Origin of the sequence: Kineococcus aurantiacus, from assembly GCF_013409345.1 — a bacterium.
Taxonomy (GTDB): Bacteria; Actinomycetota; Actinomycetes; order Actinomycetales; family Kineococcaceae; genus Kineococcus; species Kineococcus aurantiacus.
Map to the genome: position 1 here is coordinate 337,297 of NZ_JACCBB010000001.1, position 26,773 is coordinate 364,069.

At 73.6% G+C, this 26,773-nt stretch carries 27 protein-coding genes; 5 read left to right on the plus strand and 22 right to left on the minus strand.

Translation table 11 applies throughout. From position 1 onward, the window contains the following. Positions 1 to 86: 86 nt before the first annotated feature. The 18 genes from metK to pyrR form a co-directional block, all read right to left on the minus strand. Entirely contained in the window at positions 87 to 1,283 is a 1,197-nt protein-coding gene (metK, locus tag BJ968_RS01615) for a methionine adenosyltransferase (RefSeq protein ID WP_179748638.1), read from the minus strand. Next, positions 1,280 to 2,548, minus strand: coding sequence for a bifunctional phosphopantothenoylcysteine decarboxylase/phosphopantothenate--cysteine ligase CoaBC (coaBC, locus tag BJ968_RS01620; protein ID WP_179748640.1), 1,269 nt, complete (start codon positions 2,546 to 2,548; stop codon positions 1,280 to 1,282). Before coaBC ends, metK begins: the two co-directional genes overlap by 4 nt. Beyond that, entirely contained in the window at positions 2,545 to 2,808 is a 264-nt protein-coding gene (gene rpoZ / locus BJ968_RS01625; RefSeq protein WP_179748643.1) for a DNA-directed RNA polymerase subunit omega, read from the minus strand. Before rpoZ ends, coaBC begins: the two co-directional genes overlap by 4 nt. A gap of 30 nt (positions 2,809 to 2,838) precedes the next feature. Further along, a complete protein-coding gene (gene gmk / locus BJ968_RS01630; RefSeq protein ID WP_179756026.1) occupies positions 2,839 to 3,429 on the minus strand; it encodes a guanylate kinase in 591 nt (196 codons plus the stop codon). Further along, on the minus strand, positions 3,426 to 3,755 hold the full coding sequence (mihF, locus tag BJ968_RS01635; RefSeq protein WP_179748645.1) for an integration host factor, actinobacterial type: 330 nt from the start codon (positions 3,753 to 3,755) through the stop codon (positions 3,426 to 3,428). Before mihF ends, gmk begins: the two co-directional genes overlap by 4 nt. Before the next feature lie 98 nt (positions 3,756 to 3,853). Beyond that, a complete protein-coding gene (locus tag BJ968_RS01640; protein ID WP_179748647.1) occupies positions 3,854 to 4,924 on the minus strand; it encodes an ABC transporter ATP-binding protein in 1,071 nt (356 codons plus the stop codon). Then, positions 4,921 to 5,898 (minus strand): ABC transporter ATP-binding protein, encoded by a 978-nt coding sequence (locus tag BJ968_RS01645; RefSeq protein ID WP_179748649.1) that lies wholly within the window; start codon positions 5,896 to 5,898, stop codon positions 4,921 to 4,923. The genes BJ968_RS01640 and BJ968_RS01645 overlap by 4 nt, the downstream gene beginning before the upstream one ends. Then, positions 5,895 to 6,800 carry an ABC transporter permease gene (locus BJ968_RS01650; protein WP_179748651.1) on the minus strand — a complete coding sequence of 302 codons (906 nt, stop codon included), beginning with the start codon at positions 6,798 to 6,800 and terminating at the stop codon, positions 5,895 to 5,897. The genes BJ968_RS01645 and BJ968_RS01650 overlap by 4 nt, the downstream gene beginning before the upstream one ends. Continuing rightward, positions 6,797 to 7,801 carry an ABC transporter permease subunit gene (locus BJ968_RS01655; RefSeq protein ID WP_179748653.1) on the minus strand — a complete coding sequence of 335 codons (1,005 nt, stop codon included), beginning with the start codon at positions 7,799 to 7,801 and terminating at the stop codon, positions 6,797 to 6,799. The genes BJ968_RS01650 and BJ968_RS01655 overlap by 4 nt, the downstream gene beginning before the upstream one ends. A 28-nt stretch (positions 7,802 to 7,829) precedes the next feature. Then, on the minus strand, positions 7,830 to 9,536 hold the full coding sequence (locus BJ968_RS01660; RefSeq protein WP_179748655.1) for an ABC transporter substrate-binding protein: 1,707 nt from the start codon (positions 9,534 to 9,536) through the stop codon (positions 7,830 to 7,832). Between the two features lie 380 nt (positions 9,537 to 9,916). After that, positions 9,917 to 10,237: a hypothetical protein gene (locus BJ968_RS01665; protein ID WP_179748657.1), complete on the minus strand. Its 321-nt coding sequence runs from the start codon at positions 10,235 to 10,237 to the stop codon at positions 9,917 to 9,919. Positions 10,238 to 10,276: 39 nt separating this feature from the next. After that, positions 10,277 to 11,119, minus strand: a complete 843-nt coding sequence (pyrF, locus tag BJ968_RS01670; RefSeq protein WP_179748659.1) for an orotidine-5'-phosphate decarboxylase — start codon at positions 11,117 to 11,119, stop codon at positions 10,277 to 10,279. Further along, positions 11,116 to 14,433, minus strand: coding sequence for a carbamoyl-phosphate synthase large subunit (carB, locus tag BJ968_RS01675; RefSeq protein ID WP_179748662.1), 3,318 nt, complete (start codon positions 14,431 to 14,433; stop codon positions 11,116 to 11,118). The genes pyrF and carB overlap by 4 nt, the downstream gene beginning before the upstream one ends. Then, positions 14,433 to 15,626, minus strand: a complete 1,194-nt coding sequence (gene carA / locus BJ968_RS01680; protein WP_179748664.1) for a glutamine-hydrolyzing carbamoyl-phosphate synthase small subunit — start codon at positions 15,624 to 15,626, stop codon at positions 14,433 to 14,435. The genes carB and carA overlap by 1 nt, the downstream gene beginning before the upstream one ends. After that, positions 15,623 to 16,141, minus strand: a complete 519-nt coding sequence (locus BJ968_RS01685; RefSeq protein WP_179748667.1) for a PH-like domain-containing protein — start codon at positions 16,139 to 16,141, stop codon at positions 15,623 to 15,625. The genes carA and BJ968_RS01685 overlap by 4 nt, the downstream gene beginning before the upstream one ends. Beyond that, the gene (locus BJ968_RS01690; RefSeq protein ID WP_179748669.1) at positions 16,138 to 17,430 is read right to left on the minus strand and encodes a dihydroorotase; all 1,293 of its coding nucleotides are present in this window, start codon (positions 17,428 to 17,430) and stop codon (positions 16,138 to 16,140) included. Before BJ968_RS01690 ends, BJ968_RS01685 begins: the two co-directional genes overlap by 4 nt. Next, complete coding sequence (locus BJ968_RS01695) at positions 17,427 to 18,386, minus strand: aspartate carbamoyltransferase catalytic subunit (RefSeq protein ID WP_179748671.1); 960 nt, start codon at positions 18,384 to 18,386, stop codon at positions 17,427 to 17,429. Before BJ968_RS01695 ends, BJ968_RS01690 begins: the two co-directional genes overlap by 4 nt. Continuing rightward, a complete protein-coding gene (gene pyrR / locus BJ968_RS01700) occupies positions 18,386 to 18,955 on the minus strand; it encodes a bifunctional pyr operon transcriptional regulator/uracil phosphoribosyltransferase PyrR (RefSeq protein WP_179748672.1) in 570 nt (189 codons plus the stop codon). Before pyrR ends, BJ968_RS01695 begins: the two co-directional genes overlap by 1 nt. A gap of 281 nt (positions 18,956 to 19,236) precedes the next feature. Between pyrR and bldD the strand changes: the two genes are divergently transcribed. After that, positions 19,237 to 19,731 (plus strand): transcriptional regulator BldD, encoded by a 495-nt coding sequence (gene bldD / locus BJ968_RS01705; protein WP_106206055.1) that lies wholly within the window; start codon positions 19,237 to 19,239, stop codon positions 19,729 to 19,731. Positions 19,732 to 19,996: 265 nt separating this feature from the next. After that, complete coding sequence (locus BJ968_RS01710; protein WP_179748674.1) at positions 19,997 to 20,935, plus strand: hypothetical protein; 939 nt, start codon at positions 19,997 to 19,999, stop codon at positions 20,933 to 20,935. A 90-nt stretch (positions 20,936 to 21,025) separates the two neighbouring features. On the opposite strand, the gene nusB is transcribed toward BJ968_RS01710, so the two are convergent. Both nusB and efp read right to left on the minus strand, forming a co-directional pair. Further along, a complete protein-coding gene (nusB, locus tag BJ968_RS01715) occupies positions 21,026 to 21,436 on the minus strand; it encodes a transcription antitermination factor NusB (RefSeq protein ID WP_179748676.1) in 411 nt (136 codons plus the stop codon). Then, complete coding sequence (gene efp / locus BJ968_RS01720; protein ID WP_179748678.1) at positions 21,436 to 21,999, minus strand: elongation factor P; 564 nt, start codon at positions 21,997 to 21,999, stop codon at positions 21,436 to 21,438. Before efp ends, nusB begins: the two co-directional genes overlap by 1 nt. Positions 22,000 to 22,311: 312 nt before the next feature. Between efp and BJ968_RS01725 the strand changes: the two genes are divergently transcribed. The 3 genes from BJ968_RS01725 to BJ968_RS01735 all read left to right on the plus strand — a co-directional run bounded on the left by BJ968_RS01725 (position 22,312) and on the right by BJ968_RS01735 (position 24,058). Next, positions 22,312 to 22,680, plus strand: coding sequence for a hypothetical protein (locus tag BJ968_RS01725; protein WP_179748680.1), 369 nt, complete (start codon positions 22,312 to 22,314; stop codon positions 22,678 to 22,680). 85 nt (positions 22,681 to 22,765) lie between these two features. Then, positions 22,766 to 23,494, plus strand: coding sequence for a hypothetical protein (locus BJ968_RS01730; RefSeq protein ID WP_179748682.1), 729 nt, complete (start codon positions 22,766 to 22,768; stop codon positions 23,492 to 23,494). Positions 23,495 to 23,548: 54 nt separating this feature from the next. Continuing rightward, complete coding sequence (locus BJ968_RS01735) at positions 23,549 to 24,058, plus strand: type IV pilin protein (protein ID WP_179748684.1); 510 nt, start codon at positions 23,549 to 23,551, stop codon at positions 24,056 to 24,058. Position 24,059: 1 nt separating this feature from the next. On the opposite strand, the gene aroB is transcribed toward BJ968_RS01735, so the two are convergent. Both aroB and BJ968_RS01745 read right to left on the minus strand, forming a co-directional pair. Further along, entirely contained in the window at positions 24,060 to 25,145 is a 1,086-nt protein-coding gene (gene aroB / locus BJ968_RS01740; protein WP_179748686.1) for a 3-dehydroquinate synthase, read from the minus strand. After that, the gene (locus BJ968_RS01745) at positions 25,142 to 26,671 is read right to left on the minus strand and encodes a shikimate kinase (RefSeq protein WP_179748688.1); all 1,530 of its coding nucleotides are present in this window, start codon (positions 26,669 to 26,671) and stop codon (positions 25,142 to 25,144) included. The genes aroB and BJ968_RS01745 overlap by 4 nt, the downstream gene beginning before the upstream one ends. Positions 26,672 to 26,773: the final 102 nt, after the last annotated feature.

Below are 26,773 nucleotides of genomic sequence, written 5' to 3' on the forward strand. Positions count from 1 at the left end.
CTTCTTCGGCCGCGCGGGCGCCGGGGCCGGGGCCAGCCCCTCGAGGGCGGGCTGGGCCTCCGGCGGCGTGTTCAGCTACCCCCGCCTCAGGCGACGGCGGCGCGCAGCGCGTCGACCCGGTCGGTGCGCTCCCAGGTGAAACCGGGCAGCTCGCGGCCGAAGTGGCCGTAGGCGGCGGTCGGGGCGTAGATGGGCTGCAGCAGCTGCAGGTCGCGCACGATGGCCGCCGGGCGCAGGTCGAAGACGTCGCGGATGGCGGACTCGATGCGGGCGCGCCCGACGGTCTCGGTGCCGAACGTCTCGACGTACAGCCCGACGGGCTGGGCCTTGCCGATGGCGTAGGCGACCTGCACCTCGCAGCGCGTGGCCAGGCCCGCCGCGACGACGTTCTTGGCGACCCAGCGCATGGCGTAGGCGGCGGACCGGTCGACCTTCGAGGGGTCCTTGCCGGAGAACGCGCCGCCGCCGTGCCGCGACATCCCGCCGTAGGTGTCGACGATGATCTTGCGGCCGGTCAGGCCGGCGTCGCCCATGGGGCCGCCGATCTCGAAGCGGCCGGTCGGGTTGACCAGCAGGCGGATGTCGGAGGTGTCGAGGTCGAGACCCTCCAGGACGGGCTCGATGACGTGCCGGCGCACGTCCGGGGTGAGGGTCTTGACGAGGTCGACGTCCGGTTCGTGCTGGGTGGACAGCACGACGGTGTCGAGGCGGACGGCCTTGTCGCCGTCGTAGCCGATGGTGACCTGGGTCTTGCCGTCGGGGCGCAGGTAGGGCACCTCGCCCTTCTTGCGGACCTCCGAGAGCCGCTGGGACAGCTGGTGGGCCAGGTGGATCGGCAGCGGCATGAGCTCGGGGGTGTCGTTGCACGCGTACCCGAACATCAGCCCCTGGTCGCCGGCGCCCTGCAGGTCCAGCGGGTCGGCGCCGCCGTCGACGCGGTTCTCGTAGGCCTCGTCGACGCCCTGGGCGATGTCGGGGGACTGCGAGCCGATGGAGACCTCGACCCCGCACGTGCGGCCGTCGAAGCCCTTGGCCGAGGAGTCGTACCCGATGTCCAGCAGGGTGCGGCGCACGATGGTGGGGATGTCGGCGTAGGCCTCGGTGGTGACCTCACCGGCGACGTGCACGAGCCCGGTGGTGACCATCGTCTCGACGGCCACGCGGCTGCGCGGGTCCTGCGCCAGGAGCGCGTCCAGGATCCCGTCGGAGATCTGGTCGCAGATCTTGTCCGGGTGCCCCTCGGTCACGGACTCCGAGGTGAACAGGCGCAACGGGGTGGTCACAGGGCTCCAGTCGTCGGAACAGCAGGTGGGGGAAGCATAGGCACCACGGCGTCCCAGACCGCATCGGCCACCACGTCCTTGCTGGCCTCGGGCACCTCCCGCTCGGTGCCGTCGCGGCCCAGGATGGTCACGGCGTTGGTCGCGGTGGCGAAGCCCTTGGTCTCGCCGACCTCGTTGAGCACGAGCAGGTCGCAGCCCTTGCGGGCCAGCTTGGCGCGGCCGTGCTCCAGGACGGAGCCGGTCTCGTCGCCGGTCTCGGCGGCGAAGCCCACGATCACCGGCGACGCCCCGGCCCGGGCCGCGACGAGGCCGGCGAGGACGTCGGGGTTGCGCTCCAGGACGACGACGGGGTCGCGCGCGGGGTCGTCGGACTTCTTGATCTTGACGTCGGCGCGCGCGGCGGGCCGGAAGTCGGCGACGGCGGCGGCCATGACGACGACGTCGGCCGCGGCGGCGGCGGCCTGCACGGCCTCGGCAAGCTGCGCGGCGGTCTGCACCTCGACGACGTCCACCGCCGCCGGGGCGGGCACCTCGACGTGGGCGGTGACGAGGGTGACGTGCGCGCCGCGGGCGGCCGCGGCGGCGGCGACGGCCACCCCCTGCCGGCCCGAGGAGCGGTTGCCGAGGAAGCGCACGGGGTCCAGCGGTTCGCGGGTGCCGCCGGCGGAGACGACGACGCGGCGGCCGGCGAGGTCGTACCCGCGCGCGCCCGAGCCGAGCAGCCGGCGGCAGGCCGCGGCGACGTCGGCGGGTTCGGGCAGCCGGCCCGGCCCGCTGTCGGCGCCGGTCAGCCGCCCCGAGGCGGGCTCCAGGACGGTGACCCCGCGCGAGCGCAGCAGGGCGACGTTGGCCTGCACGGCGGGGTTGAGCCACATCTCGGTGTGCATGGCCGGGGCCAGCAGCACGGGGCAGGTGGCCGTCAGCAGGACGTTGGTCAGCAGGTCGTCGGCCAGGCCGTGCGCGGCGCGGGCCAGCAGGTCGGCGGTGGCGGGGGCGACGACGACGAGGTCGGCGTGCCGGCCCAGCCGCACGTGCGGGACCTGGTCGGCGTGGCTCCACACGTCGGTGGCCACGGGCTTGCCCGACAGGGCCTCCCACGTGGCGCGGCCGACGAAGCGCTCGGAGGCCGCGGTGGGCACGACGGTCACGTCGTGCCCGGTCTCGGTGAGCTCCCGCAGGAGCAGCGCCGCCTTGTACGCGGCGATGCCGCCCGCGACCCCCAGGACGACCCGCGGGGTGTGCTGGGGATCGCGGGGGGTGCTCACTGCTCGAGCGGCTCGGAGGTCAGCAGACCCTCGTTGATCTCGCGCATGGCCACCGACAGGGACTTCTCCTGCACGTGGGTCTCGACGAGCGGGCCGACGTACTCCAGCAGGCCCTCGCCCAGCTGCGAGTAGTACGCGTTGATCTGGCGGGCGCGCTTGGCCGCGTAGATCACCAGGGCGTACTTGGAGTCGGCGACCGTCAGCAGATCGTCGATGGGCGGGTTGGTGATGCCCTCGGGCGCCGCGACGGTTCCAGCCACGATGGTTCTCCTCGGTTCGAAAGCAGCCCGTCAGCTGACGGGCAGACCCATCCATCTTACGAGTTCGTCGGTCGCGCGCTGCACGTCGTCGTTGTAGATGGTCACGTCGAACTCCGGCTCGGCGGCCAGCTCCACCTTCGCCGTGGCCAGCCGGCGCTCGCGCTCCTCCTCGGTCTCGGTGCCGCGCCCGACGAGGCGGCGCACGAGCTCGTCCCAGCTGGGCGGGGCGAGGAAGACGAACCCGGCCCGCAGGTCGGTCCCCCGCGTCGCCTGGCGCACCTGCCGCGCGCCGGCGAGGTCGATCTCCAGCAGCGCCGGCCGGCCCGAGGCCAGGACCTCCTCGACGGGGCGGCGCGGGGTGCCGTAGCGGTGCCGGCCGTGCACGCGCGCCCACTCCAGCAGCTCGCCGTCGCGCACGTAGGAGTCGAACGTCTCCTCGGAGACGAAGTGGTAGTGCACGCCGTCGACCTCCCCGGGGCGCTGGGCCCGGGTGGTGCAGGAGACGGAGATCCAGATCTGCGGGTACCGGGCGCGCAGGTCGGCCGAGACGGTGCCCTTGCCCACGGCGGTCGGGCCGGCGAGGACGGTGAGGCGGTTGGTGCGGGACTGCTCGGTGTTCAGGACTCGCTCCCGGCACCGCCGAAGCGCTCGACGAGCGCGGCGATCTGGTGGGCCCCCAGGCCGCGCACGCGGCGCGACTCCGAGATCCCGATCTCCTCCATGATCTGCTTGGCGCGGACCTTGCCCACGTTGGGCAGGGACTCCAGCAGGGCCGAGACCTTCATCTTGCCGAGGACCTCGTTCTCCTGGCCCTCCTTGATGACCTGCTCGAGGCTGCCGCCGGTGTACTTCAGGCGGTGCTTCACCTCGGCTCGCTCGCGACGCGCCGCGGCCGCCTTCTCCAGAGCAGCAGCGCGCTGTTCGGCGGTCAGGGGAGGCAGGGCCACGTCATCACCTCAGGGTCGTGGGGCCGGGGGGGGGCGGGAAGTCCCCGCGAACCTATCCACCCAGGTCACGGGGCGGCAACGGGGGTCGGTCCAGGTGCTCAGGCGACCTGCTCGGCCGCGGGCCGCAGGCGCCCGGACTCGACGTCCTCGGCGTAGTGGCAGGCCACCCGCTGGGTGGGCGGGTGCCCCTCCACGACCCGCAGCAGGGGTCGCTCGTCGTGGCAGCGGGTCGGCTGCACCCACGGGCAGCGGGTGCGGAACCGGCAGCCGCTGGGAGGGTCGGCGGGGCTGGGCAGGTCCCCCGTGAGCAGGATCCGCTCCCGCCCGGCCTCGGCCACGGGGTCGGGCACGGGCGCCGCGGACAGCAGCGCGCGCGTGTAGGGGTGCAGCGGCCGGGCGTACAGCGGCCCGCTGGGGCCCTCCTCGACCAGCCCGCCGAGGTACATGACCCCCACGGTGGTCGAGACGTGCTTGACGACGGCCAGGTCGTGGGCGATGACGAGGTACGTCAGCCCCAGGTCGCGCTGCAGCTCCTCCAGCAGCACCAGGACCTGGGCCTGCACGGACACGTCCAGCGCCGAGACGGGCTCGTCGGCCACCAGCAGGTCGGGGTCCAGGACGAGGGCGCGGGCGATGCCCACGCGCTGGCGCTGGCCGCCGGAGAACTCGTGCGGGTACTTCCCGGCCGCGTTGGCCGGCAGCCCGACGCGGTCCAGCAGGCCGCGCACCCGCGTCCGCCAGGCCGACGGGCCGCCCTCGACGCCGTGCACGGCCAGCGGCTCGACGAGGGCGCTCTCCACCGTCTGGCGCGGGTCCAGGCTGGCCAGGGGGTCCTGGAACACCATCTGCATGCGCCGGCGCGCGCGCCGCAGCGGCTCCGGCGCCAGGGCCAGCACGTCCTGCCCGTCCAGGTGGACCGACCCGGCGGTCGGCTCGGACAGGCGCAGCACGGCCCGGCCCAGCGTCGACTTGCCGCAGCCGGACTCCCCCACGAGCCCGTAGGTCGACCCGCGCGGGACGTCGAAGGAGACGCCGTCGACGGCCTTGACCGACCCGACGGTGCGCTGCAGGATCCCCGACCTGATCGGGTAGTGCACGGCCAGGTCGCGCACGGACAGCAACGGCTGGGAGGCCGGTTGAGGATCCGGCTGGGGGCTGGGCTGCGTCATCGGGACACCTCCAGGGCGGCGGGGTGGACGCAGCGGGCGGCGTGCTCGCCGGCCGGCAGCGGGAGGTCACCGGTGCGGCAGTCGCCGTCGGCGTAGGCGCAGCGCGGTGCGAACGCGCACCCCTGCGCCCAGGGCAGCAGGTCCCGCACCGACCCGGGGACCGGCTGCAGCGCCGTGCCCTCGGGGGCGTCGACGCGCGGGACGGCGCCCAGCAGGCCCGTCGTGTACCGGTGGCGGGGTTCGGCGAACAGCTCCCCGCGCGGGGCGCGCTCGACGACGCGGCCGGCGTACAGGACGTTCACGCGGTCGCAGGTGCCGGCCACGACGCCGAGGTCGTGGGTGATGAGCACCATGGCGGTGCCGGACTCCCGCACCAGCCCCGTGAGCAGGTCCAGGACCTGCGCCTGGATCGTCACGTCGAGGGCCGTGGTGGGCTCGTCGGCGATGATCAGGCGCGGGGAGCAGGCCAGGGCGATCGCGATGAGGACGCGCTGGCGCATCCCGCCGGACAGCTGGTGCGGGTACTCCGAGAACCGGCGCCGGGGGTCGGGGATCCCCACCCGGCCCAGCAGGTCGACGGCCTGCGCCCTGGCCTGCGCGCGGCCGGCGCCGGTGTGCGTGCGCAGCACCTCGGTGAGCTGCCGGCCCAGGGTCAGCACGGGGTTCAGCGACGTCATGGGGTCCTGGAACACCATCGCCAGGTCCTTGCCCCGCCGCTGGGCGACCTCCTGCGGGGAGGAGGTGAGCAGGTCGGTCCCGTCGAAGCGGACCGACCCGGTGACGGTCGTCCCCCGGGTGGGGAGCAGGCCCATGACGGCCAGCGACGTGACCGACTTCCCGCAGCCGGACTCCCCCACCAGCCCGACGACCTCGCCGGCGTCGACGTCGAAGGAGACGCCGTCCACCGCGGTCGTGGCCAGTGAGCCCTTGCGGGAGAACGTCACCCGCAGGTCCTCCACCTCCAGCAGCGTCATCGCGAACTCCGGGGGTCCAGGGCCTCGCGCAGCGCCTCGCCGAGCAGGGTGAAACCCAGCGCGGTGAGGGCGATCGCGAGACCGGGGTACAGCGCCAGCTGCGGCGCCTGGTCGAGCCGGGCCTGGGCGGTGACGAGCATCCGTCCCCACTCGGCCACGGCGGGGTTCGGGTCGCCCAGGCCCAGGAAGCTCAGGGCCGCGACCTCGATGACGGCCGTCGCCAGCGTCAGCGTCGCCTGGACCAGGACCGGCCCCAGGGAGTTGGGCAGCATGTGACCCACGACGATCCGCCGCTGCCGCAGCCCCAGCGAGCGCAGCGCGACGACGTAGTCCTGCCCGCGCTGGGCCAGCAGCGAGGCGCGCAGCAGGCGCGCGAAGATCGGCACCTGGGCCGCGGCGACGGCCAGCATGATCGCCAGCGCGCCCCGGTCGAGGACGGCGGCGACCGAGACCGCCAGCAGCAGCGCCGGGATGGACAGCAGCACATCGACGACGCGCATGACGACGGTGTCGACCTTCCCGCCCAGACCACCCGCGAGGACCCCCAGGACCGCACCGGCGGCCAGGCCGACGGCCGTGGAGACCACCCCGATGACCAGGGAGGACCGCGCCCCGTACAGCAGCTGGGTCAGCAGGTCCGAGCCGAAGGAGTCCAGCCCCAGCGGGTGGTCGGCGCTGGGCCCGGGGACCGTCGTGGGCGTGACCTCGCCGAACCACTCCGACGTCGCGGGCCGGTACGGCGCCAGCAGCGGCGCCGCGAGGGCGACGAGCACGAACAGCAGCACCAGCACCGCACCGACGATCCCGGCGGGGTTGCGCCGCAAGCGGCGCCACGCCGCGTGCCAGGGCCCCACCCCGTCAGCGCCGGTCGCCTCGACGACCGGGGCGTCCAACGCCGTCACGACACCCTCACCCTCGGATCGATGAACCCGTAGCTGACGTCGACCACGAGGTTGACGAGCGCGTAGACCACGGCGATGAACAGGATGAACCCCTGCAGCACCGGGTAGTCCAGCTGCGTCACGGCGTCGAACAGGTAGCTGCCGATGCCGTTGATGGAGAACACCGTCTCGGTGAGCACCGCCCCGGACAGCAGCGCCCCGGCCTGCAGGCCCAGCGTCGTCGAGACCGGCAGCAGCGCGTTGCGCAGCACGTGCCGGCGGCTGATGACGCTGCGCGGCAGGCCCTTGGCCTGCGCGGTGCGGACATGGTCGTCACCCAGGACGTCCAGCACGGAGGCGCGGGTGATGCGGACGATGATGGCCAGCGGGATCGAGCCCAGCGCCAGGGCGGGCAGCACCAGGTGCACCAGGGCGTCCCAGCTGGCGTCCCACTCACGGGTCAGCAACCCGTCCAGGACGTAGAAGTTCGTCACGTGGGTGGCGTCGATGCGCGCGTTCTGCCGGCCCGACGTGGGGAACCAGTGCAGCTGGATCGCCAGGACGTACTTGAGCAGGACGGCCAGGAAGAACACGGGGACGACCACCCCGAGCAGCGACCCGCCCACGACGGCGTTGTCCAGCCACCCGCCGCGGCGGCGGGCGGCCAGGTACCCCAGCGGGATCCCGACGACGACGGCCAGCAGCAGCGCCGCGACCGCCAGCTCGATCGTGGCCGGGAACCGCTCGGTGAAGGTCCGCACCACGGGTTCACCGGTGTTGATGGAGGCCCCGAAGTCGCCGTGCAGGATCCGGCCCAGGTAGGTCAGGTACTGCTGCCACACGGGCTGGTCGAACCCGTACCGCCTGGTGACCTCCGCGATGCCGGCCGGGGTCGCCTTCTCGCCCAGCAGGGCGCGCGCCGGGTCCCCCGGCAGCGCCCTCACCCAGGCGAACAGCAGCACCGACAACCCGAAGAGCACGACGACGAGGAGGCCGAGGCGGCGCACGACGAGCGTCAGCACGCCGCCTCCCCCGACGTTGCCGGGACCATCAGGAGTCGGCGACCGTGACGGTGTTCCAGACCTCGTCCTGCACCGGGCTGGCCGTGTACCCCTCCACGCCCTCGGCGAACGCCAGGGACGGCACGGGGCTGGCGATCGGGATGCCGGGCAGCAACGTCATGATCTGCTCGTTGATGTCCTGGTAGGCGGACTCCTGCTCGTCCTCGCTCGTCACGGTGCGCGCGGCGGCCAGGGCCTCGAACAACCCGGGGTCGTTGAACCCCCACTCGTTCGTCGCCGCGCCGAAGAACACGCCGATGAAGTTGTCGGGGTCGTTGTAGTCGCCGGTCCAGCCCAGCAGGTGCAGACCGTGGTTGCTGCCGCCCTGCACGGTGCCGAGGTAGTTCGGCGTCCACTGCTCGGCGACCGGGGTCGTCGTGATGCCGGCTGCGCTCAGCTGCTGGTTGATGGCGTTGTAGATGGTCTCCGGGTTCGGCATGTACGGCCGGGAGACACCCGTGGGGTAGTTGAACGGGATGTTGATGTTCGTCTGGCCCGCCTCGGCCAGCAGCTGCTTGGCCCTGTCGACGTCGTACTCGTACGTCGTGACCGACTCGTTCCACCCGATGACGTTCTCGGGCATGAACTGCGTCGCGGCCTTCGTCCCCTCGGGCAGCGCGTTCTTGATGACGGCGTCCTTGTCGATGGCGTGCGCGATGGCCTGCCGGACCTTCAGGTCGCCCAGCGGGGCCAGGGCCTGGTTGATGCCGAGGTAGAGGATGTTGAACGCCGGCCGGTTCTGGATCTGGAACCCGGCGGACTCCAGCGTCGCGACGTCGGCGGGCGCGACGAGGTCGTAGCCGTCGATGTCGCCGTTCTGCAGCGCCTGCTTGCGGGCCGTGCCGTCGCCGATGACGCGGATGACGGCCGAGGCGACCTTGGCCTTCTCGCCCCAGTAGTCGTCGTTGCGCTTGAGGGTGACCTGCTGGCCGCGTTCCCAGCCGGCGAAGACGAAGGGGCCGGTGCCGATGGGGCCGGAGGTGGCGTACTCGCTCTGGCGGGGGTCGGCGCCGTCGAGGCCGTTGCCGCCCGCGGCCTCCACGGCCCCGGTCTCCTGCATGGCGAAGGCGGGCAGCGTCAGGGAGGCGAGGAACCCGGCGAACGGCGAGGTGAGGTTCACCGTGACGGTGCCGTCGGGGTTGGCCGTCGACCCGGCGTACAGGGAGGTGCCCAGGGCCGGGTCGTCGTTGGTCTTGAACCCGCGGAAGACGGACCGGTAGTAGTAGGCCAGGTCCTCGCCCTGCGCGATGCCGCGCAGGTTGTACCAGCGCTCGAAGTTCGCGACGACCGCGGCGGCGTCGAACGGCTTGCCGTTGGAGAACTTCACGCCCTCCTGGAGGGTGAACGTGTAGCTCAGCCCGTCCTCGGAGGTCGTCCACTCCGTGGCCAGCGAGGGGGCCAGGTCGGTCGTGCCGGGCTTGGTGGAGACCAGGCCCTCGAAGATCTGGCGGGTGACGCGGAAGGTCTCGCCGTCGGAGGCGAAGACCGGGTCGAGGGAGTCGGGGTCGGCCGAACCGCCGAACACGAAGGTGTCCCGGCCGCTGCCGGAGCTCTCGCCGGACCCTCCGCCCTCGTCGCGCTGGCTCTCGGCGCAGGCCGACAGCGTCGCCAGGCCCGCCGTCGCCACGGCGGCGAGGGTGAAGGCGCGACGGGTGGGGTGGTGCTCGGGTCCTTCGGACTGCAACTGCGCTGGCATCGACGTCCTCGTTCCGGCGTGGTCCTGACGGGTCCTGCTCGGTCGTGCGGAGGCAGACGCTAGGGGAACACCGTTGCTCACTCAACTCGCCATGCCTACGTCACACAGTTGTTACACCACGGGCGACGGGGAGAGGACTGCTCCGTTCCCACCTCGCGAACTGGGCAATCTGCCCAGTGACCCCCGGTAGGCCCCGGTCAGGCCCCGTCGCCCGACCCCACCATCCTGGGGCCGGGGGGCACCGGCGGCCACCCGGGGACGGCGCAGGGCCCCGCGCGAGGGTGCTCGCGGGGCCCTGGGGCGGCGGTGCGGTGGCGGTGCGGCGGCGGTGCGGCGCTCCCCGGCGACAGCGCGGGGGCTGGTGCGGGGCTGGTGCGGGGCTAGTGCGGGGGCCACAGCGGCCGGCCGGCCGCCACGTCGCCCTCCATGCGTTCCAGCCACTCCCGCGCCTCCAGGGCGGCGAGGAGCTGGTCCTCGACGCCGGGGCCCTCGGCGGGGTCCACCGTCTCGGCCGGGGCCAGGCCCGGCACCCCGGCCACGGCGGCGTGCAGCACCGCGGCCGGGTCCAGCCGCAGCCCGCGCAGGAACCCGGCGACCTGCCGGCGCGCCTCCAGCTCGCCGTGCCCGACCTCGACGGCCGTCACGACGAGCGCGGCGATCCCGCTGCCGAGTTCGGCGCTCGACTGCTGCCTGCTGGTCACGGCTCCCACTCTCCCAGGTGCGCCCGGGTGCGGCCCGTCCTAGAGGGCCAGGGCCGCCCGGACGGCGTCGGCCGTGCGGTGCGCGGCGTCGCGCAGCCCCGTCGCGGTCGGACCGGCGGCCAGCACCTCGCGGGAGCTGGAGGCCAGCACCAGGCGCCGCGCGCGGCCGAAGACCTGCTGCAGGTCCGCAGCCGTCGCGCCCTGGGCGCCGACGCCGGGGGCCAGCAGCGGGCCGTTGACGGCCTCGAGGTCGAGGCCGAGGTCGGTGACGGCCGCCCCGACCGTCGCGCCCACGACGAGCCCGACGTCGCCGAAGGGGGTGGCGCCGGCGTTCTCGGCGGCCGCGGCCTCGGCGACGGCGCGGGCCACCGCGCGGCCGTCGGGACCGACGGCGTGCTGCACCGAGGCCCCCTCGGGGTTGGAGGTCAGGGCCAGGACGAACACGCCCCGGCCGTGGGCGGCGGCCAGGTCCAGCACCGGGCGCAGCGACCCGAAGCCGAGGTAGGGCGAGACGGTGACGGCGTCCCCGGCCAGCGGGGAGTCGCCGACGAAGGCGTCGGCGTACCCGCCCATGGTCGAGCCGATGTCGCCGCGCTTGGCGTCCACGACCGTCAGCAGCCCGGCGTCGCGGGCGTCGGCGATCACCCGCTCCAGCGCCGCGACGCCGCGCGAGCCGTGCCGCTCGAAGAACGCGGCCTGCGGTTTGACGCAGGCCACGTGCCCGGCGAGGGCCTCGACGACCGTGCGGCCGAACCGCTCGACGCCGGCGGCGTCGTCGGCCAGCCCCCACGCCGCCAGCAGCCCGGCGTGGGGGTCGATGCCCGCGCACAGGGGACCGTGCGCGGCCACCTCCCCCGCGAGGCGGGCCCCGAAGCGGGTCATCCCCGGAAACCCTCCCAGGCGGCCTCCAGGCGCGCCGTGTGCTCCTGCAGCGAGGCGACGGTCAGCCCGTGCCCGTGCTGCTCGCTGACGATGGCGGCCTCGATGGCCTGCACCGCGGCGGACAGCTCCTGGATGGTCGTGATGATGGGCGAGCCCACGGAGGTGGCCGCGGCGCGGATCTCGTAGCCGTCGGCGCGGGCCTGGTTGCCCGAGGGGGTGTTGACGACGATCGCGATCTCCCCGGCGGCGATGCGCCCGACGATCGTCAGCTCGCCGTCCTCACCGGCCCCCTCGGAGTGCTTGCGCACCACCGTGGAGGGGATGCCGTTGCGGCGCAGCACCTGCGCGGTCCCCTCGGTGGCGACCAGGGTGAACCCGAGGTCGGCCAGGCGCTTGATCGGGAAGATCATCGCCCGCTTGTCCCGGTCGGCGACGGAGATGAACGCCGTCCCGGCCGTCGGCAGCCCCCCGTAGGCGGCGGTCTGCGACTTGCCGAACGCCGTCGGGAAGTCGACGTCGATGCCCATGACCTCACCGGTCGAGCGCATCTCCGGCCCCAGCAGCGAGTCCACGACGACGCCCTCGGCGGTGCGGAACCGGGCGAAGGGCAGGACCGCCTCCTTGACCGACACCGGGGCGTCGGCGGGCAGCAGCCCCCCGTCGCCGCGGGCCGGCAGCAGCCCCTCGGCGCGCAGGTCGCGGATGGAGGTGCCCGCCATGAGCCGGGCCGCGGCCTTGGCCAGCGGCACCCCCGTCGCCTTGGACACGAACGGCACGGTGCGCGAGGCCCGCGGGTTCGCCTCCAGGACGTAGAGGATGTCGGCGGCCAGGGCGAACTGCACGTTCAGCAGGCCCCGCACGCCGACGCCGCGGGCGATGGCCTCGGTGGCCTCCCGCACGCGCTGCAGCTCCGAGGCGCCCAGGGTCGCCGGCGGGATGACGCACGCGGAGTCGCCGGAGTGGATGCCGGCCTCCTCGATGTGCTCCATGATCCCGCCGAGGTACATCTCCTCGCCGTCGAACAGCGCGTCGACATCGATCTCCAGGCCGTTGTCGAGGAACTTGTCGACCAGGACGGGCCGCTCGGCCGAGACCTCGGTGGCGGTGGCCATGTACTGCTCGAGCGTGGCCTCGTCGTAGACGATCTGCATGCCGCGGCCGCCGAGCACGTAGCTGGGGCGGACCAGGACGGGGTAGCCGATCTCGGCGGCGATGGCCCGGGCGCCGGGGAAGCTGGAGGCCGTCCCGTGCCGGGGGGCCACGAGCCCGGCGCGTTCCAGGACCTGCCCGAACGCGCCGCGCTCCTCGGCGAGGTCGATGGCGGCGGGCGAGGTGCCGATGATCGGCACCCCGGCCTGCTCCAGCTTCGCCGCCAGCCCCAGCGGGGTCTGCCCGCCCAGCTGGACGACGACGCCGGCCACCGGCCCGCACCGCTGCTCGGCGTGCACGACCTCCAGGACGTCCTCGAGGGTCAGCGGCTCGAAGTACAGCCGGTCGGAGGTGTCGTAGTCCGTCGAGACCGTCTCGGGGTTGCAGTTGACCATGACGGTCTCGAACCCGGCGTCGGCGAGGGCGAAGCTGGCGTGGACGCAGGAGTAGTCGAACTCGACGCCCTGGCCGATGCGGTTCGGGCCCGAGCCGAGGATGATGATCGCGGCCTTCTCGCGCGGCCGGGTCTCGTCCTCCTCGTCGTAGGAGGAGTAGTGGTACGGCGTGGACGCCGCGAACTCCGCCGCGCACGTGTCGACCGTCTTGTAGACCGGCCGCACGCCGAGGGCGTGCCGGACACCGCGCACGACGTCCTCGGGGAGGTGCCGCAGCTCACCGATCTGGGCGTCGGAGAACCCGTGCCGCTTGGCGTGCCGCAGCAGCTCGGGGGTCAGCTCGTCGCTCTCGCGGACCTCGACGGCGATCTCGTCGATGAGGAAGAGCTGGTCGAGGAACCACGGGTCGATCTTCGTGGACTCGAACAGCTCCGCGGGGGTCGCCCCGGCGCGGATGGCCTGCATGACCAGCCCGATGCGCTCGTCGGTGGGCTGGGCCGCGCGCCGCAGCAGGTCGGCCCGGTCGCCGACGGGGCCGGCCCAGCTGAACTGCGCGCCGCGCTTCTCGGTGCTGCGCAGCGCCTTCTGCAGCGCCTCGGTGAAGTTGCGGCCCAGCGCCATGGCCTCGCCGACGCTCTTCATCGTCGTGGTCAGGGTCGGGTCGGCGGCCGGGAACTTCTCGAAGGCGAAGCGCGGGACCTTGACGACGACGTAGTCGAGGGAGGGCTCGAAGCTCGCCGGGGTCGACTCGGTGATGTCGTTGGGGATCTCGTCGAGGGTGTACCCGACGGCCAGCCGCGCGGCGATCTTGGCGATGGGGAAGCCCGTCGCCTTGGAGGCCAGCGCGGACGAGCGCGAGACGCGCGGGTTCATCTCGATGACGATGATGCGGCCGTCGACGGGGTTCACCGCGAACTGGATGTTGCAGCCACCGGTGTCGACGCCGACCTCGCGGATGACGGCGATGCCGATGTCGCGCATCCGCTGGTACTCGCGGTCGGTCAGCGTCATGGCCGGCGCGACGGTGATGGAGTCACCCGTGTGGACGCCCATGGGGTCGAAGTTCTCGATCGAGCAGACGACCACGACGTTGTCGGCGCGGTCGCGCATGAGCTCGAGCTCGTACTCCTTCCAGCCCAGGATCGACTCCTCCAGGAGCACCTCGGTGACCGGGGAGTGGTGCAGCCCCTGCCCGGCGATGCGGCGCAGGTCGGTCTCGTCGTAGGCGAAACCGGACCCCAGGCCGCCCATGGTGAAGCTGGGGCGGACCACGACGGGGTAGCCGAGGTCGCCCGCGGCGGCCAGGACCTCGTCCATCGAGTGGCACAGGTGCGAGCGGGCCGACTCGGCGCCGCAGCGCTCCACGACGCCCTTGAACAGCAGCCGGTCCTCGCCGAGCTTGATGGCGTCGACGTCGGCGCCGATGAGCTCGGCGCCGTACCGGGCCAGCGCACCGCTCTCGAACAGCGCGATCGCGGTGTTCAGCGCGGTCTGCCCGCCCAGGGTCGCCAGGACCGCGTCGGGGCGTTCCTTGGCGATGATCGCCTCGACCGTGTCGGGGGTGATGGGCTCGACGTAGGTGGCGTCGGCCATCTCCGGGTCGGTCATGATCGTGGCCGGGTTGGAGTTCACGAGGATGACGCGCAGGCCCTCGGACTTCAGGACGCGGCAGGCCTGGGTGCCGGAGTAGTCGAACTCGGCGGCCTGGCCGATGACGATGGGCCCGGACCCGATGACGAGGACGGACTTCAGGTCGGTGCGGCGAGGCATCAGGCGTCCTTCTCGGTGGTGTCGGTCTCACCCTGGTCGTCGACGAGCTGGGCGGCGGGGGTGCCGTCCATCAGGTCGACGAACCGGTCGAACAGGTAGGAGGCGTCGTGCGGGCCGGCGGCGGCCTCGGGGTGGTACTGCACCGAGAACGCCGGCGCGTCGAGGCAGCGCAGACCCTCCACGACGCCGTCGTTGAGGCCGACGTGGCTGACCTCGGCCCGCCCGTACGGGGTGTCGCGGACCTCCCCGGCGGTGCCCTCGACGGCGAACCCGTGGTTGTGGGCGGTGACCTCGACCTTGCGGGTGGCCAGGTCCATGACGGGCTGGTTGATGCCGCGGTGGCCGTACTTCAGCTTGTACGTCCCGTACCCCAGGGCGCGGCCCAGGAGCTGGTTGCCGTAGCAGATCCCGAAGAACGGGATCCTGCGCTCCAGGACGCCCTGCAGGACCTCGATCTCGTGGGTCGCCGCGGCGGGGTCGCCGGGGCCGTTGGAGAAGAACACCCCGTCGGGGGCGCCGCCGTCGGGCCCGGAGGTGAGGACCTGCTCCAGCGTCACCGTCGAGGGGACGACCGTGACCTCGATGCCGCGCTCGGCGAGCCGGTGCGGCGTCATCGACTTGATGCCGAGGTCGACGGCGGTGACGGAGAACCTGCGCTCCCCCACCGCGGGCACGACGTAGCTCTCGTCGGTGCTCACCAGGGAGGCGAGGTCGGTGCCGACCATGTCGGGCGCACCGGTGACGGCCGCCAGGAGGTCGGCGGCCGGCTGGTCGGCGGCCGGGCCGGAGAAGATCCCGACCTTCATGGCGCCGCGCTCGCGCAGGTGCCGGGTCAGCGCGCGGGTGTCGACGCCGGAGATCCCGACGACGCCCTGCGCGTCGAGCTCCTCGGCCAGGCTGCGCCGCGAGCGCCAGTTCGACGGGACGCGCGCGGGGTCGCGCACGACGTAGCCGGCGACCCAGATCCGGGCCGACTCCTGGTCCTCGTCGTTGTACCCGGTGTTGCCCACGTGCGGGGCCGTCATGACGACGACCTGCCGGTGGTAGCTGGGGTCGGTGAGGGTCTCCTGGTAGCCGGTCATGCCGGTGGAGAACACCGCCTCGCCGACGGTCTGCCCGACGTGGCCGTAGGCCTCGCCGTGGAACGTGCGGCCGTCCTGCAGGACGAGGACCGCGGGAACGCGCCGGCTCACTGCGCACCTCCAGGTTGCTGCTGACCGTTCTTGCGCACGAGTTCCTCCACCTGCTCCGCGAACCTGGCGCCCTCGGCGGGGTGCCGCGGTTTGATCCCTGTGTCCACCACGCGCTCCCCCAGCTTCCACCGGAGGACCACGAGGCCCTTCTCCTTGCCCATCCACTTGCCGACCATGCCCGGGCCGTGCCCGACCCCGACGATGTCGGCGGTGGGGATGACGAACGACCGGGCGCCCTCGCGCAGCAGCCCGACGCCCTCGGGGACGAACCCCAGCGCGACGGCGCTGCGGGTCCCCAGGCCGTGGGCGGCGATGCGGTCGAGGGCGTTCTCGGCGTCCGTCGTCGAGACGTAGACCCCCTCCAGGGAGTCCGTCAGGTCCTTCCAGTCCCGTGCGCCGACCGGGCGCGGGAACTCCTGCCGCTGGCGCAGGGCCCGGCCGCGGTAGCCCATGAAGGCCATGCGCCACAGCAGCAGCAGGGCCAGGACCAGGACGACGACGGCGAGCCACCTCACGGCTGCACCAGCTCCGCGTCCAGCACCGTCGGGCGTCCGCGCAGGAACGTGGCGACGACCCGGCCCGGCAGCTCCATCCCCCGGAACGGGGAGTTGCGGCCCGCCGTGGCCATCGCCTCGGGCACGACGGTCCAGCGCGCGGCCGGGTCGACGAGCACGAGGTTCGCGGCCGAGCCGACCGCCAGCGGCTGCCCGTGCCCGGCCAGGCGCCCGATGCGCGCCGGGGCGTGCGACATGCGCTCCGCCAGGGTGTCCCAGCCGATGAGGCCGGTGTCGACCATGGTGTGCTGCACGACGCTGAGGGCGGTCTCCAGCCCCGTCATGCCCATGGCCGCGGCCGACCACTCGCAATCCTTGGCCTCCACCGGGTGCGGGGCGTGGTCGGTGGCGACGACGTCGATGGTGCCGTCGGCCAGGCCCTCGCGGACGGCCTCGACGTCGGCCTGCGTGCGCAGCGGCGGGTTGACCTTGTAGACGGGGTCGTAGCCGCGGACGAGCTCGTCGGTCAGCAGCAGGTGGTGCGGGGTGACCTCGGCGGTGACCTGGACCCCGCGCTGCTTGGCCCAGCGGACGATCTCGACCGACCCCTTGGTCGACAGGTGGCACACGTGCAGCCGGGACCCGACGTGGTCGGCGAGCAGCACGTCGCGGGCGATGATCGCCTCCTCGGCCACGCTGGGCCAGCCGCGCAGCCCCAGGACCGCGCTGACGGTGCCCTCGTTCATCTGCGCGTCCTCGGTCAGGCGCGGTTCCTGGGCGTGCTGGGCGATGACGCCGTCGAAGGCCTTGACGTACTCCAGGGCACGGCGCATGAGGACGGCGTCGGAGACGCAGTGCCCGTCGTCGGAGAAGACCCGCACACCGGCGCGGGAGTCGGCCATCGCGCCCAGCTCGGCCAGCTGCCGGCCGGCCAGGCCCACCGTGACGGCGCCGACGGGGCGGACGTCGGCCCAGCCGGCCTCCTCGCCCAGGCGCTGGACCTGCTCGACGACGCCGGCGGTGTCGGCGACGGGGAAGGTGTTGGCCATGGCGAACACGGACGTGTAGCCGCCGCGGGCGGCCGAGCGGGTGCCGGACTCGACGGTCTCGGCGTCCTCGCGGCCCGGTTCGCGCAGGTGGGTGTGCAGGTCGACCAGGCCCGGCAGGGCGAGCAGGCCCGTGCCGTCGACGACGGCGGCGCCCTCGGCGGACAGGCCGGGGCCGACCTCGGCGACGACGCCGTCGCGCAGCAGCAGGTCGGTGGGCTCACCGCCCAGCGGTCGGACGTTCTGGACGAGGGTGGTGTTCACGCGTCCCCTCCCGGGAGCTCGCCGGCCAGCAACAGGTAGAGGACCGCCATCCGGACGGCGACGCCGTTGCCGACCTGCTCGACGATGGTGGAGCGGGCCGAGTCGGCGGCGTCGGCGGAGATCTCCAGGCCGCGGTTCATCGGGCCGGGGTGCATGACGATCGTGTGGTCGGGCAGGACCGCCAGCCGCTCGCGGCCCAGGCCGTAGCGGCGGCTGTACTCGCGCGCGGAGGGGAAGAAGGACCCCTTCGCGGCGTCCATCCGCTCGGCCTGCACCCGCAGCATCATCACCGCGTCGGGTTCGGTGCGCAGGAGCGTGGCGTCGAGGTCGTGGGAGGTGGCGCACGGCCACTGCTCGACCCCGACGGGCAGCAGCGTCGGCGGGGCCACGAGCGTGACGTGGGCACCCAGGGTGTGCAGCAGCAGGACGTTCGAGCGCGCCACCCGGGAGTGCAGGACGTCGCCGACGACGACGACCCGGGCCCCGGCCAGGTCGCCGCGGCCCTGCTTGAGGTGCCGGCGCATCGTGTAGGCGTCGAGCAGGGCCTGGGTGGGGTGCTCGTGGGTGCCGTCGCCGGCGTTGACCACGGCCCCCCGCGTCCAGCCGGCGTGCGCGAGGCGGTGCGGGGCGCCGGAGGAGCCGTGCCGGACGACGACGGCGTCGGCGCCCATGGCCTCCAGGGTCAGCGCGGTGTCCTTCAGGCTCTCGCCCTTGGAGACGCTGGAGCCCTTGGCCGAGAAGTTGATGACGTCGGCGGACAGCCGCTTGGCGGCGGCCTCGAAGGAGGTCCGGGTCCGCGTGGAGTCCTCGAAGAAGAGGTTGACGACGGTGCGCCCGCGCAGGGTGGGCAGCTTCTTGATCTCCCGGCGCTGGGTGGCGGCCATCTCCTCGGCGACGTCGAGGACGTGGACGGCGCCGTCGCGGTCGAGGTCGGCGGCCGACAGCAGGTGGCGCATCAGCCCACCCCCCCGGTCAGGACCACGGCGTCGCGGCCGTCGAGCTCGTCGAGGAGCACGCCCACGCGCTCGGCCGAGGAGGTCGGCAGGTTCTTGCCGACGTGGTCGGCGCGGATGGGCAGCTCGCGGTGGCCGCGGTCGACGAGGACGGCCAGCCGCACCGCGCGCGGGCGGCCGAGGTCGTTGAGGGCGTCCAGGGCCGCGCGGATGGTGCGGCCGGAGTACAGCACGTCGTCGACGAGGACCACGACCTTGTCGTCGATGCCGCCGGCGGGCAGCTCGGTCGGCAGCAGGGTCCGCGTGGGGTGCCGGCGCAGGTCGTCGCGGTACATGGTCACGTCGAGCGAGCCGGTCGGCACGACGGTGCCCTCGACGTCGGCGAGCCGGGCCGCGAGCCGGCGGGCCAGCGGGACGCCGCGGGTGGGGATGCCGAGCAGGACGAGGTCGTCCGCTCCCTTGTTCGTCTCCAGCAGCTCGTGCGCGATGCGCGTCACGGCCCGGGAGATGTCGGCGCTCTCGAGGAGCACCCTGGCCGGGTGGCCACCGTGCTGGTCCGGGGCAGCGTTCACCACCGACCTCCTTCCCCGCCTCACGGGACGGATCTTTAAAGGACGTCTCCACCCGACCCTCACCTGACGGTGACGGGACGTGGTGGGCACCCGCGACCCTACAGGAGCACAGTGGTCCCGGTGCCCGGGGGCCGGACACCGGCACAGCGCTGTCATTGTGAGATCAAACGCTCACACGGAGTAACGGTTTTGGTGCCGAGAGGGTGGTAGATCCTGGGAAACCGGGGGCAGGACGGCAGGTCAGCTTGACGAAGACGTTCACGCTCCGTGACGATTCTCGTATGGCATCGGACTACTCCCGCGCACTCGGATCGCGCCTTCGCGCCATCCGTACCCAACAGGGGCTGTCCCTGCACGGCGTCGAAGAGAAGTCCGAGGGACGGTGGAAGGCCGTCGTCGTGGGCTCCTACGAACGCGGCGACCGTGCGGTGACCGTCCAGCGACTGGCTGAACTGGCGGACTTCTACGGGGTCCCCGTCTCCGCACTGCTCCCCGAAGGCGCCCCGCAGGGCAGCTCCGAGCCGCCGCCGCGGCTCGTGCTCGACCTCGAGCGCCTCCAGGAGGTCCCCGCCGAGAAGGCCGGCCCCCTGGACCGCTACGCCAAGACCATCCAGTCCCAGCGCGGCGACTACAACGGCCGGGTCCTGTCGATCCGCGCCGACGACCTGCGCACCCTCGCCGTCATCTACGACGTCCCCGCGACGACGCTGTGCGACGAGTTCATCGCCTGGGGCGTGCTCAACGCCGACGCCCGCCGCGCCGTCGAGCACGGCTGACGGTCACGCACCGACGGCCCGGTCCCCCCGCGGGGGCCGGGCCGTTCTGCGTCCCGGCCTCGCCCGCGCGGCGGCGCGGGGACGGATCGTTGTGACAGCGCTCGCAGTCATCGCGAGCGTTGTCACAACGATCCGTCCACAGCGCCTGCGTCCACAGCGCCTCGTTGCGCGGCTCCGGGGTGCACAGGGCCCGCCGCGAGCGCGTCGTCCACACACCGCCCGCACGACGCTCCACGTCGCAGACGGGCACGACGAGCATGACCGCGTGCCACGCCCCAGAACCTTCGACCCGGCCGACGTCGATGCGCTCCTGCGCCGCCAGGACGGCATCGCGACCCACGCCCAGCTGGTCCAGACGGGAATGACCGTGTCGACCATCGCGCGCTGGGCCAACCGGGGCCCCTGGCAGCGGGTCCTGCCGGGGGTCGTGGCCGGCCACCGGGGCACGCTCACGCAACGCCAGCGACGGCTCGGGGCCCTCGCGTACGCCGGCGTGGACGCGGTCCTCAGCGGTGAGCACGCCATGGACCTGCACGGCACGACCACCGACCGGATCCGGGTCCTCCCGCAGGTCCTGGTCCTCGTCCCCTGGACGAGGACCAGGCTCTCGTCCGGTTTCGTCACCGTCGAGCGGACCGAACGCCCACCGCGGGTCCAGCTCTGCGCCGGTCTGCCCACGGCGCCGCCGGCGCGGGCCGCAGCGGATGCCGCACGGCACGGAGCCGACGTCGACCGCGTCCGCGAACTGTTCGGCGCCACGTTGCACCGGGGCCGCTGCACGCTGGCTGAACTCGTCACCGAGGTGCTGGAAGGACCGACGCAGCGCTCGGCTGCCGCCCGCGCCGTCCTGACCGAGGCGTCGGCGGGAACGCGCAGCGCGGCGGAGGGCCGGGTCCACCGCGTCGTCGCGAGGTCCTCGCTGCCTCAACCGCTGTGGAACGAGGACGTCGTCGTCGGTGGGCTGTTCGTCGGCACGGCGGACGCCTGGTGGCCCGACCTCGGTGTCGCCTTGGAGGTGGACAGCATCCGGTGGCACTCGACCCCGGGCGACCTGCGACGCACCCAGGCGAAGCAACGCCGGTACGCCGCTGCGGGGGTCCTGCTCCTGACCGTCGCTCCGAGTGACGTCACCCGGGACCCGGCGGGGTTCCTGCGGCAACTGGCCACCACGCTCGAGGCGGGGGCCAGGCGCCGGAGTGGCTGAGGAGCGGCTGAGGAGCGGATCGTTGTGACAACGCTGCCGATGATCGACAGCGTTGTCACAACGATCCAGCTCCCCGGCGCACCACGCGCCTCAGGCGGAAAGCGTCTCCTTCAGGTCCACGATCCGCGCGAGCAGCCCGTTGACGAACTTGGGCGACTCGTCGGTCGACAGCTCCTGGGTGATCTCCACGGCCTCGCTGACGGCCACGTGATCGGGCACGTCGGGGGCGTGCAGGACCTCCCAGACGCCGATCCGCAGCACGGCGCGGTCGACGGCCGGCATCCGGTCGACCGTCCAGCCCATCGAGTACGTCGTGAGGATCTCGTCGATGCGCTCGCGGTGCGCCACCACCCCCTCGACGAGGGTGACGGCGTACTCACCGACGGGCGGGTCGGCGCGCTGGATCTTGTCGCGCAGGACGTCCAGCGGGTCGAGCTTGCGCTGGTCGGCCTCGAAGAGGACCTCCAGCGCGCGCTTGCGCGCCTTGCGGCGGGCCGCCATCAGTCGTTGACGCGGCCGAGGTAGTCGCCCGTGCGGGTGTCGACCTTGACCTTCGTGCCGGTCTCGAGGAACAGCGGGACCTGGATCTCGTAGCCGGTCTCGACCGTCGCGGGCTTGGTGCCGCCGGTGGAGCGGTCACCCTGCAGGCCGGGCTCGGTGTAGGTGATCTCCAGGACGACCGACGTCGGCAGCTCGACGTACAGCGGGGTGCCCTCGTGCGTGGCGACGATCGCCTCGGCGCTCTCGAGCAGGTAGTTGGCCGCGTCACCGACGGTCGCCGCGCTGATGTGCAGCTGGTCGTAGGTGGCGGAGTCCATGAAGACGAAGTCCTCGCCGTCCTTGTACAGGTACTGCATGTCGCGCTTGTCGACCGTCGCGGTCTCGACCTTCGCGCCCGCGTTGAAGGTGCGGTCGACGACCTTGCCGGACAGGACGTTCTTCAGCTTCGTCCGGACGAAGGCACCGCCCTTGCCGGGCTTCACGTGCTGGAACTCGACCACCGACCAGAGGTTGCCGTCGAGGTTCAGCACGGTGCCGTTCTTCAGGTCGTTCGTCGATGCCACGTCGTCTCTCAGTCCGTCTCTAGTGCGTACTCACTCCCGCCGACCGGGACCGGACGCGGGTTGGGGCGAGAGCATCCTACCGAGGCCCCGCGCGCGGGCCCGCCCGCAGGCGTGGCGACCGGGTGAGCACCCCCCGTGGCGCGATCACCGTGCGCAGACCGCGCGACGGGGCCCGTTGCGCCGGACGGTGGAGGTGCGCGCGCACACGGGTGGCCCCCGCCCCGCGCCCTCCAGCCGGTCCCCTCCTCGACCCGATCACCTCGTGGTCCGGGGCACCCGGGCGTCCAGGAGTCCTCGAGGAAGGGGTCGCGGGTGAACGCACCCGGTCGGCACGACGCCGTGCGCCGGCCCCGTCGTGCCCGGGGCACCCTCGTGGGCGCCGCGGTCACCCTCGCCGTCGTGGCCGCCCTCACCACGGTCCTGGACGACCGGAGCGCCAGCGCCACGGAGGACCTGCGCGGCGACCTGCGCGAGGTGGCGGCGGCCCAGACCCGCTGGAGGGCCGGCCACGGCAGCTACTCCACGTCCCTGGAGGAGCTGGGGGTCACCCCCGGCCGCGGCGACCTGGCCATCGTCAGCGCCGGCGCGGACGGCTTCTGCGCCGGGGCGTACGACCGCAGGAGCAGGACGGCGCTGTTCTACGCCCCCGCCACGGGTCTCACCGACCGGGCGTGCTCCTGACCGCCGGTGATCCACCCGGGTGACACCCCCTGCACCCCCAGCCCGACCTCGCCGATGAGCGATCCGAGACCACCAGGAGGACAGCGTGACCGAACCCCTCACCGACGACCGGCGCACCCCGCTGCGCGCGGGCGGCGGGTACCTGGAGTCGGCGGTCCCGCGGGGCAGGCACCGCGCGGAGGACCCGGCACCCGAACCGGCCGAGTACGCCGTCCGCGACGTCCCGGTCCCCGGGCTGGCTCCCGCGCCGCCCCCGCGGGCCGCCGCACCCGTTCGTGAGCCTGTGGCCCAGGCTCCCCGGCCCGAGCCGCCGGCCCCGCCCCGGCCGACGGCTCCGCGGCGTCCGGCACCCGCCGCGGCGAGCGCCCCGGACTTCTACGGCCCCAGCAGCGGGCGGCCCGTCTTCAGCCCGGGCAACGCCTCCCCCTTCCACGTCGCCCGCACCGAGGCCGCTCCCCGGCGGGTCGGGCGGAACCCCGTGAGGACGGTGCTGACGTGGGCCGCGGTGCTGGTCGCCGTCGCGATCGGCGCGGAGTACGGGTACCCGGTCGTCATGGACCAGGTGCACGCGAAGGAGATCGCGGCGGTTTCCGCCGACCTGCAGGAGGCTGCGGCAGGGCAGGACGCGTACCACCGGTTCAACGGCGTGTACGGCGGCGACATCGCTTCCCTCAACCTGCCCGGGACGATCAGCAAGCTGACGGTCGTCACCGCGACGATCGACGGCTACTGCCTCAAGGGGCAGAGCCGCACCGGCGGCGTGGTCCGGTACTACTCCCCGGCCCGGGGAGTGACGACGACCCCCTGCGGCTGACCCCGCAGGACCGGCCCCGGCACCCTGGGGCCGCAGCGACGACAGGAGATCCCCGTGTCCCCGTTCGACCCGAACGCCGACTTCTACTCCGGGTCCCGGCCGCCGGCCGCCCCGGAGCCGTTCCGGCCGCCGTTCGGCAGCCCGGGCGTCCCGGCCGCGCCGGTCGCGCACGCCGTCCCGCCCGCCGTCCCGCCCGCGCCCCGCGTGCCGACCTGGGGCAAGGTCCTCATCGGTCTGGGCATCGGGTTCGCCGCGCTGACCGTGCTCGGGATCGTCGCCGCCGTCGCGATCCCCGTGTTCCTGAGCCAGCACGCGAAGGCCGCCGACAGCGTGGTGAAGCAGGACCTGCGGGCCGTGGCGCAGGCCGAGGAGAACGTCTGGATGGCGACGGGCTCGTACACGGGCGACCCGGCGGCCCTCGACGTCGCCGAGCCGGCCAGCCAGGTCGCGATCCTCGCCGCCGACCCGCAGGGCTACTGCCTCGCGGGCCGCGACGCGCAGGGCCACGGGCGCGTCTGGTACTACTCCTCGGCGGCCGGTCTGAGCCGGACCGCCTGCGCCTGAGTCAGCTCGCGCTGATCTCCGCGTACGCCGCCTGGAGCATGGCCGGGTCGGGACCCTCCAGCCGGGAGGGCTTCCCGACGGCGTCCAGGACGACGAAGCGCAGCAGGGCCCCGCGGGACTTCTTGTCCCGCTTCATGGCGTCGAGCAGCTGGGGCCACCGGTCACCGCGGTAGGTCGTCGGCAGGCCCAGGGACTGCAGGACGGTGCGGTGCCGGTCGGCGTCGGCGTCGGAGAGCCGGCCCGCCATCCGGGCCAGTTCGGCGACGTACACGAGCCCGACGCTGACCGCCGCGCCGTGCCGCCACTGGTAGCGCTCGACGAGCTCCACGGCGTGCGCGAACGTGTGCCCGTAGTTGAGGATCTCCCGCAGGTCGGACTCCTTGAGGTCCTCCCCCACGACGCGGGCCTTGACCCGGACGGCCCGCTCGACCAGCTCGGCCAGCACCGGCGAGTGCGGGTCCGTGGCGGCCTCGACGTCGGCCTCGACGAGCTCGAGGATGCGCTCGTCGGCGATGAACCCGCACTTCACGACCTCGGCGAGCCCGGCCCGCAGGTCGTGCGGCGGCAGCGTGTCGAGGGCGTCGAGGTCGCACAGGACCCCGGCCGGCGGGTGGAAGGACCCGACGAGGTTCTTGCCCTCGGCGGTGTTGATGCCGGTCTTGCCGCCGACGGCCGCGTCGACCATGGCCAGCAGGGTCGTGGGGACCTGGACGACCCGCACGCCGCGCAGCCACGTCGCGGCGACGAAACCGGCGAGGTCGGTGACCGCTCCCCCGCCGACGCCGACGACGGCGTCGGAGCGCGTGAAGTCGGACTGGCCCAGCACCGTCCAGCAGAACGCCGCGACCTCGGCGGACTTGGCCTCCTCGCCGTCGGGGACCTCGGCCAGGATCGCTTCCAGGCCCTGCGCGACGAGGTCGTCGCGCACGGCCTCACCCGTGGACCGCAGGGCGCGGGGGTGCACGACGAGCACCTTGGCGACCTTCGGCCCCAGCAGACCGCGCAGCTCACCCAGCAGCCCGCGGCCGATGAGGACGTCGTAGGCGGTCTCGCCCTCGACGGTGATGCGAACGGGTTCGGTGGTCATCTGTCCTCCGCGAGGTCGTCGAGCGCACCGGCCAGTGCGTCGTCGGTGGCGGGCACGCCCGCCTCCGGACGGCCCGGGGCGTGCAGCAGCACGAACCGGACGCCGTCCTTGAACTTCTTGTCCCGCAACCAGAAGGGTTGCAGTTCCGACAGGGTGGAACGGTGTGCGGTCGGCAACCCGAACGCGCGCAGCGACCGGCGGTGCAGGTCGACGCCGGCGTCGTCGAGGAACCCGAGCCGGCGGGCCAGGTGCGCGGCCGCCATCAGCCCCAGCGGCAGCGCGGCAGCGTCGTCGGCCAGCACCTGCTCGAGGGCGTGCGAGAACGTGTGCCCGTAGTTCAGGTGCAACCGGCCCGCGGCCTCGCGCTCGTCGGCGGTGACGATGCGCGCCTTGGTGGCCACCGCGCGGCGGACGACGGCCGTGACCGCGTCGAGGTCCCCGGCCAGCACCGCGGGGGCGTTCCCCACGAGCAGGTCCAGGTCGGCCGGGTCCCCCACCAGGGTGGTCTTGACGGCCTCGGCGAGCCCGGCGCCGAACCGCGGGTCGGTCGCCGGCGAGACCCCCTCGGGATCGCTGACGACGGCCACCGGCTGGTGGACCGCGCCCAGCAGGTTCCGGGCGTGCGGCAGGTCCAGGGCGACCTTGCCGCCGACGGAGGAGTCGACGAGCGTCTCCAGCGAGCGGGGCACCACCGCCCAGCGGGTCCCCCGGTTGTAGGTGGCGGCCAGGAAGCCCGCCACGTCGACGACGGGCTCGTCACCGACCGCGAGGACGAGGTCGTCCGGGTGCAGGGCCACCTCGGCCGCGCGCGCGGCCAGCCGCCCGTAGACGTCCAGGGTCTTCACCGGCCCCTCGGGCAGCTCGGCGACGTGCACGGTGCCGGCCAGGCCCTCGCGCACACGCGCCAGCGCCGGGTCCGAGGCACGGCCCACCACCAGCACCGCCCCGGCCGCCGGGAGCAGGCTGCCCACGCTCGCCAGCGCCCCGGCCCGCACGTGGACCCGGTAGCTGCCGCCGGGCGGCGCCACGAGGACCCCGTCCTGCCCGGTGACCCCGTCGAGCACCTCCAGGGCGATGGCCTCCGCCCGCCGCCCGTCGGTCCGCACGCTGAGGTCCGCGAGTTCCTCGAAGACGACCCGCCGGGAGGCGTGCAGCTGCGCCAGGTCCGGCCGCTGCAGCATCGGCCGGTAGGTGTCCCCCGCGGTGCGGGCCTTCGCCTGCTCGAAGGAGACGTCGAGGTGGACGACCGTGTGGGCGCGCAGCACCGCGCGCGTGGCCTCCCGCCCGCAGGCCCCGCCTCCCAGGGACACGACCGCCTCGGGGCCGGCCACGACGTCGGCGACGACCTCCTGCTCCAGGTCCCGGAAGGCCTGCTCGCCGTCGGTGGCGAAGATCTCGGGGATGGAGCGGCGCTCGCGGTCCTCGACGACGAGGTCGGTGTCCACGAACGGCAGGCCGAGGCGGTCGGCGAGGAGACGCCCGACGGTGGACTTGCCCGCGCCCATGAAGCCGACGAGGACGATCACGGGTGGGCTCCTGCGGTCGGGGACGGCTGCCCGCGCATCCTAGGCCGAGGACGGTGCGGAGATCGCACTCGTCGGGCGACGGCCGTGCAGGGGCTCCCCACC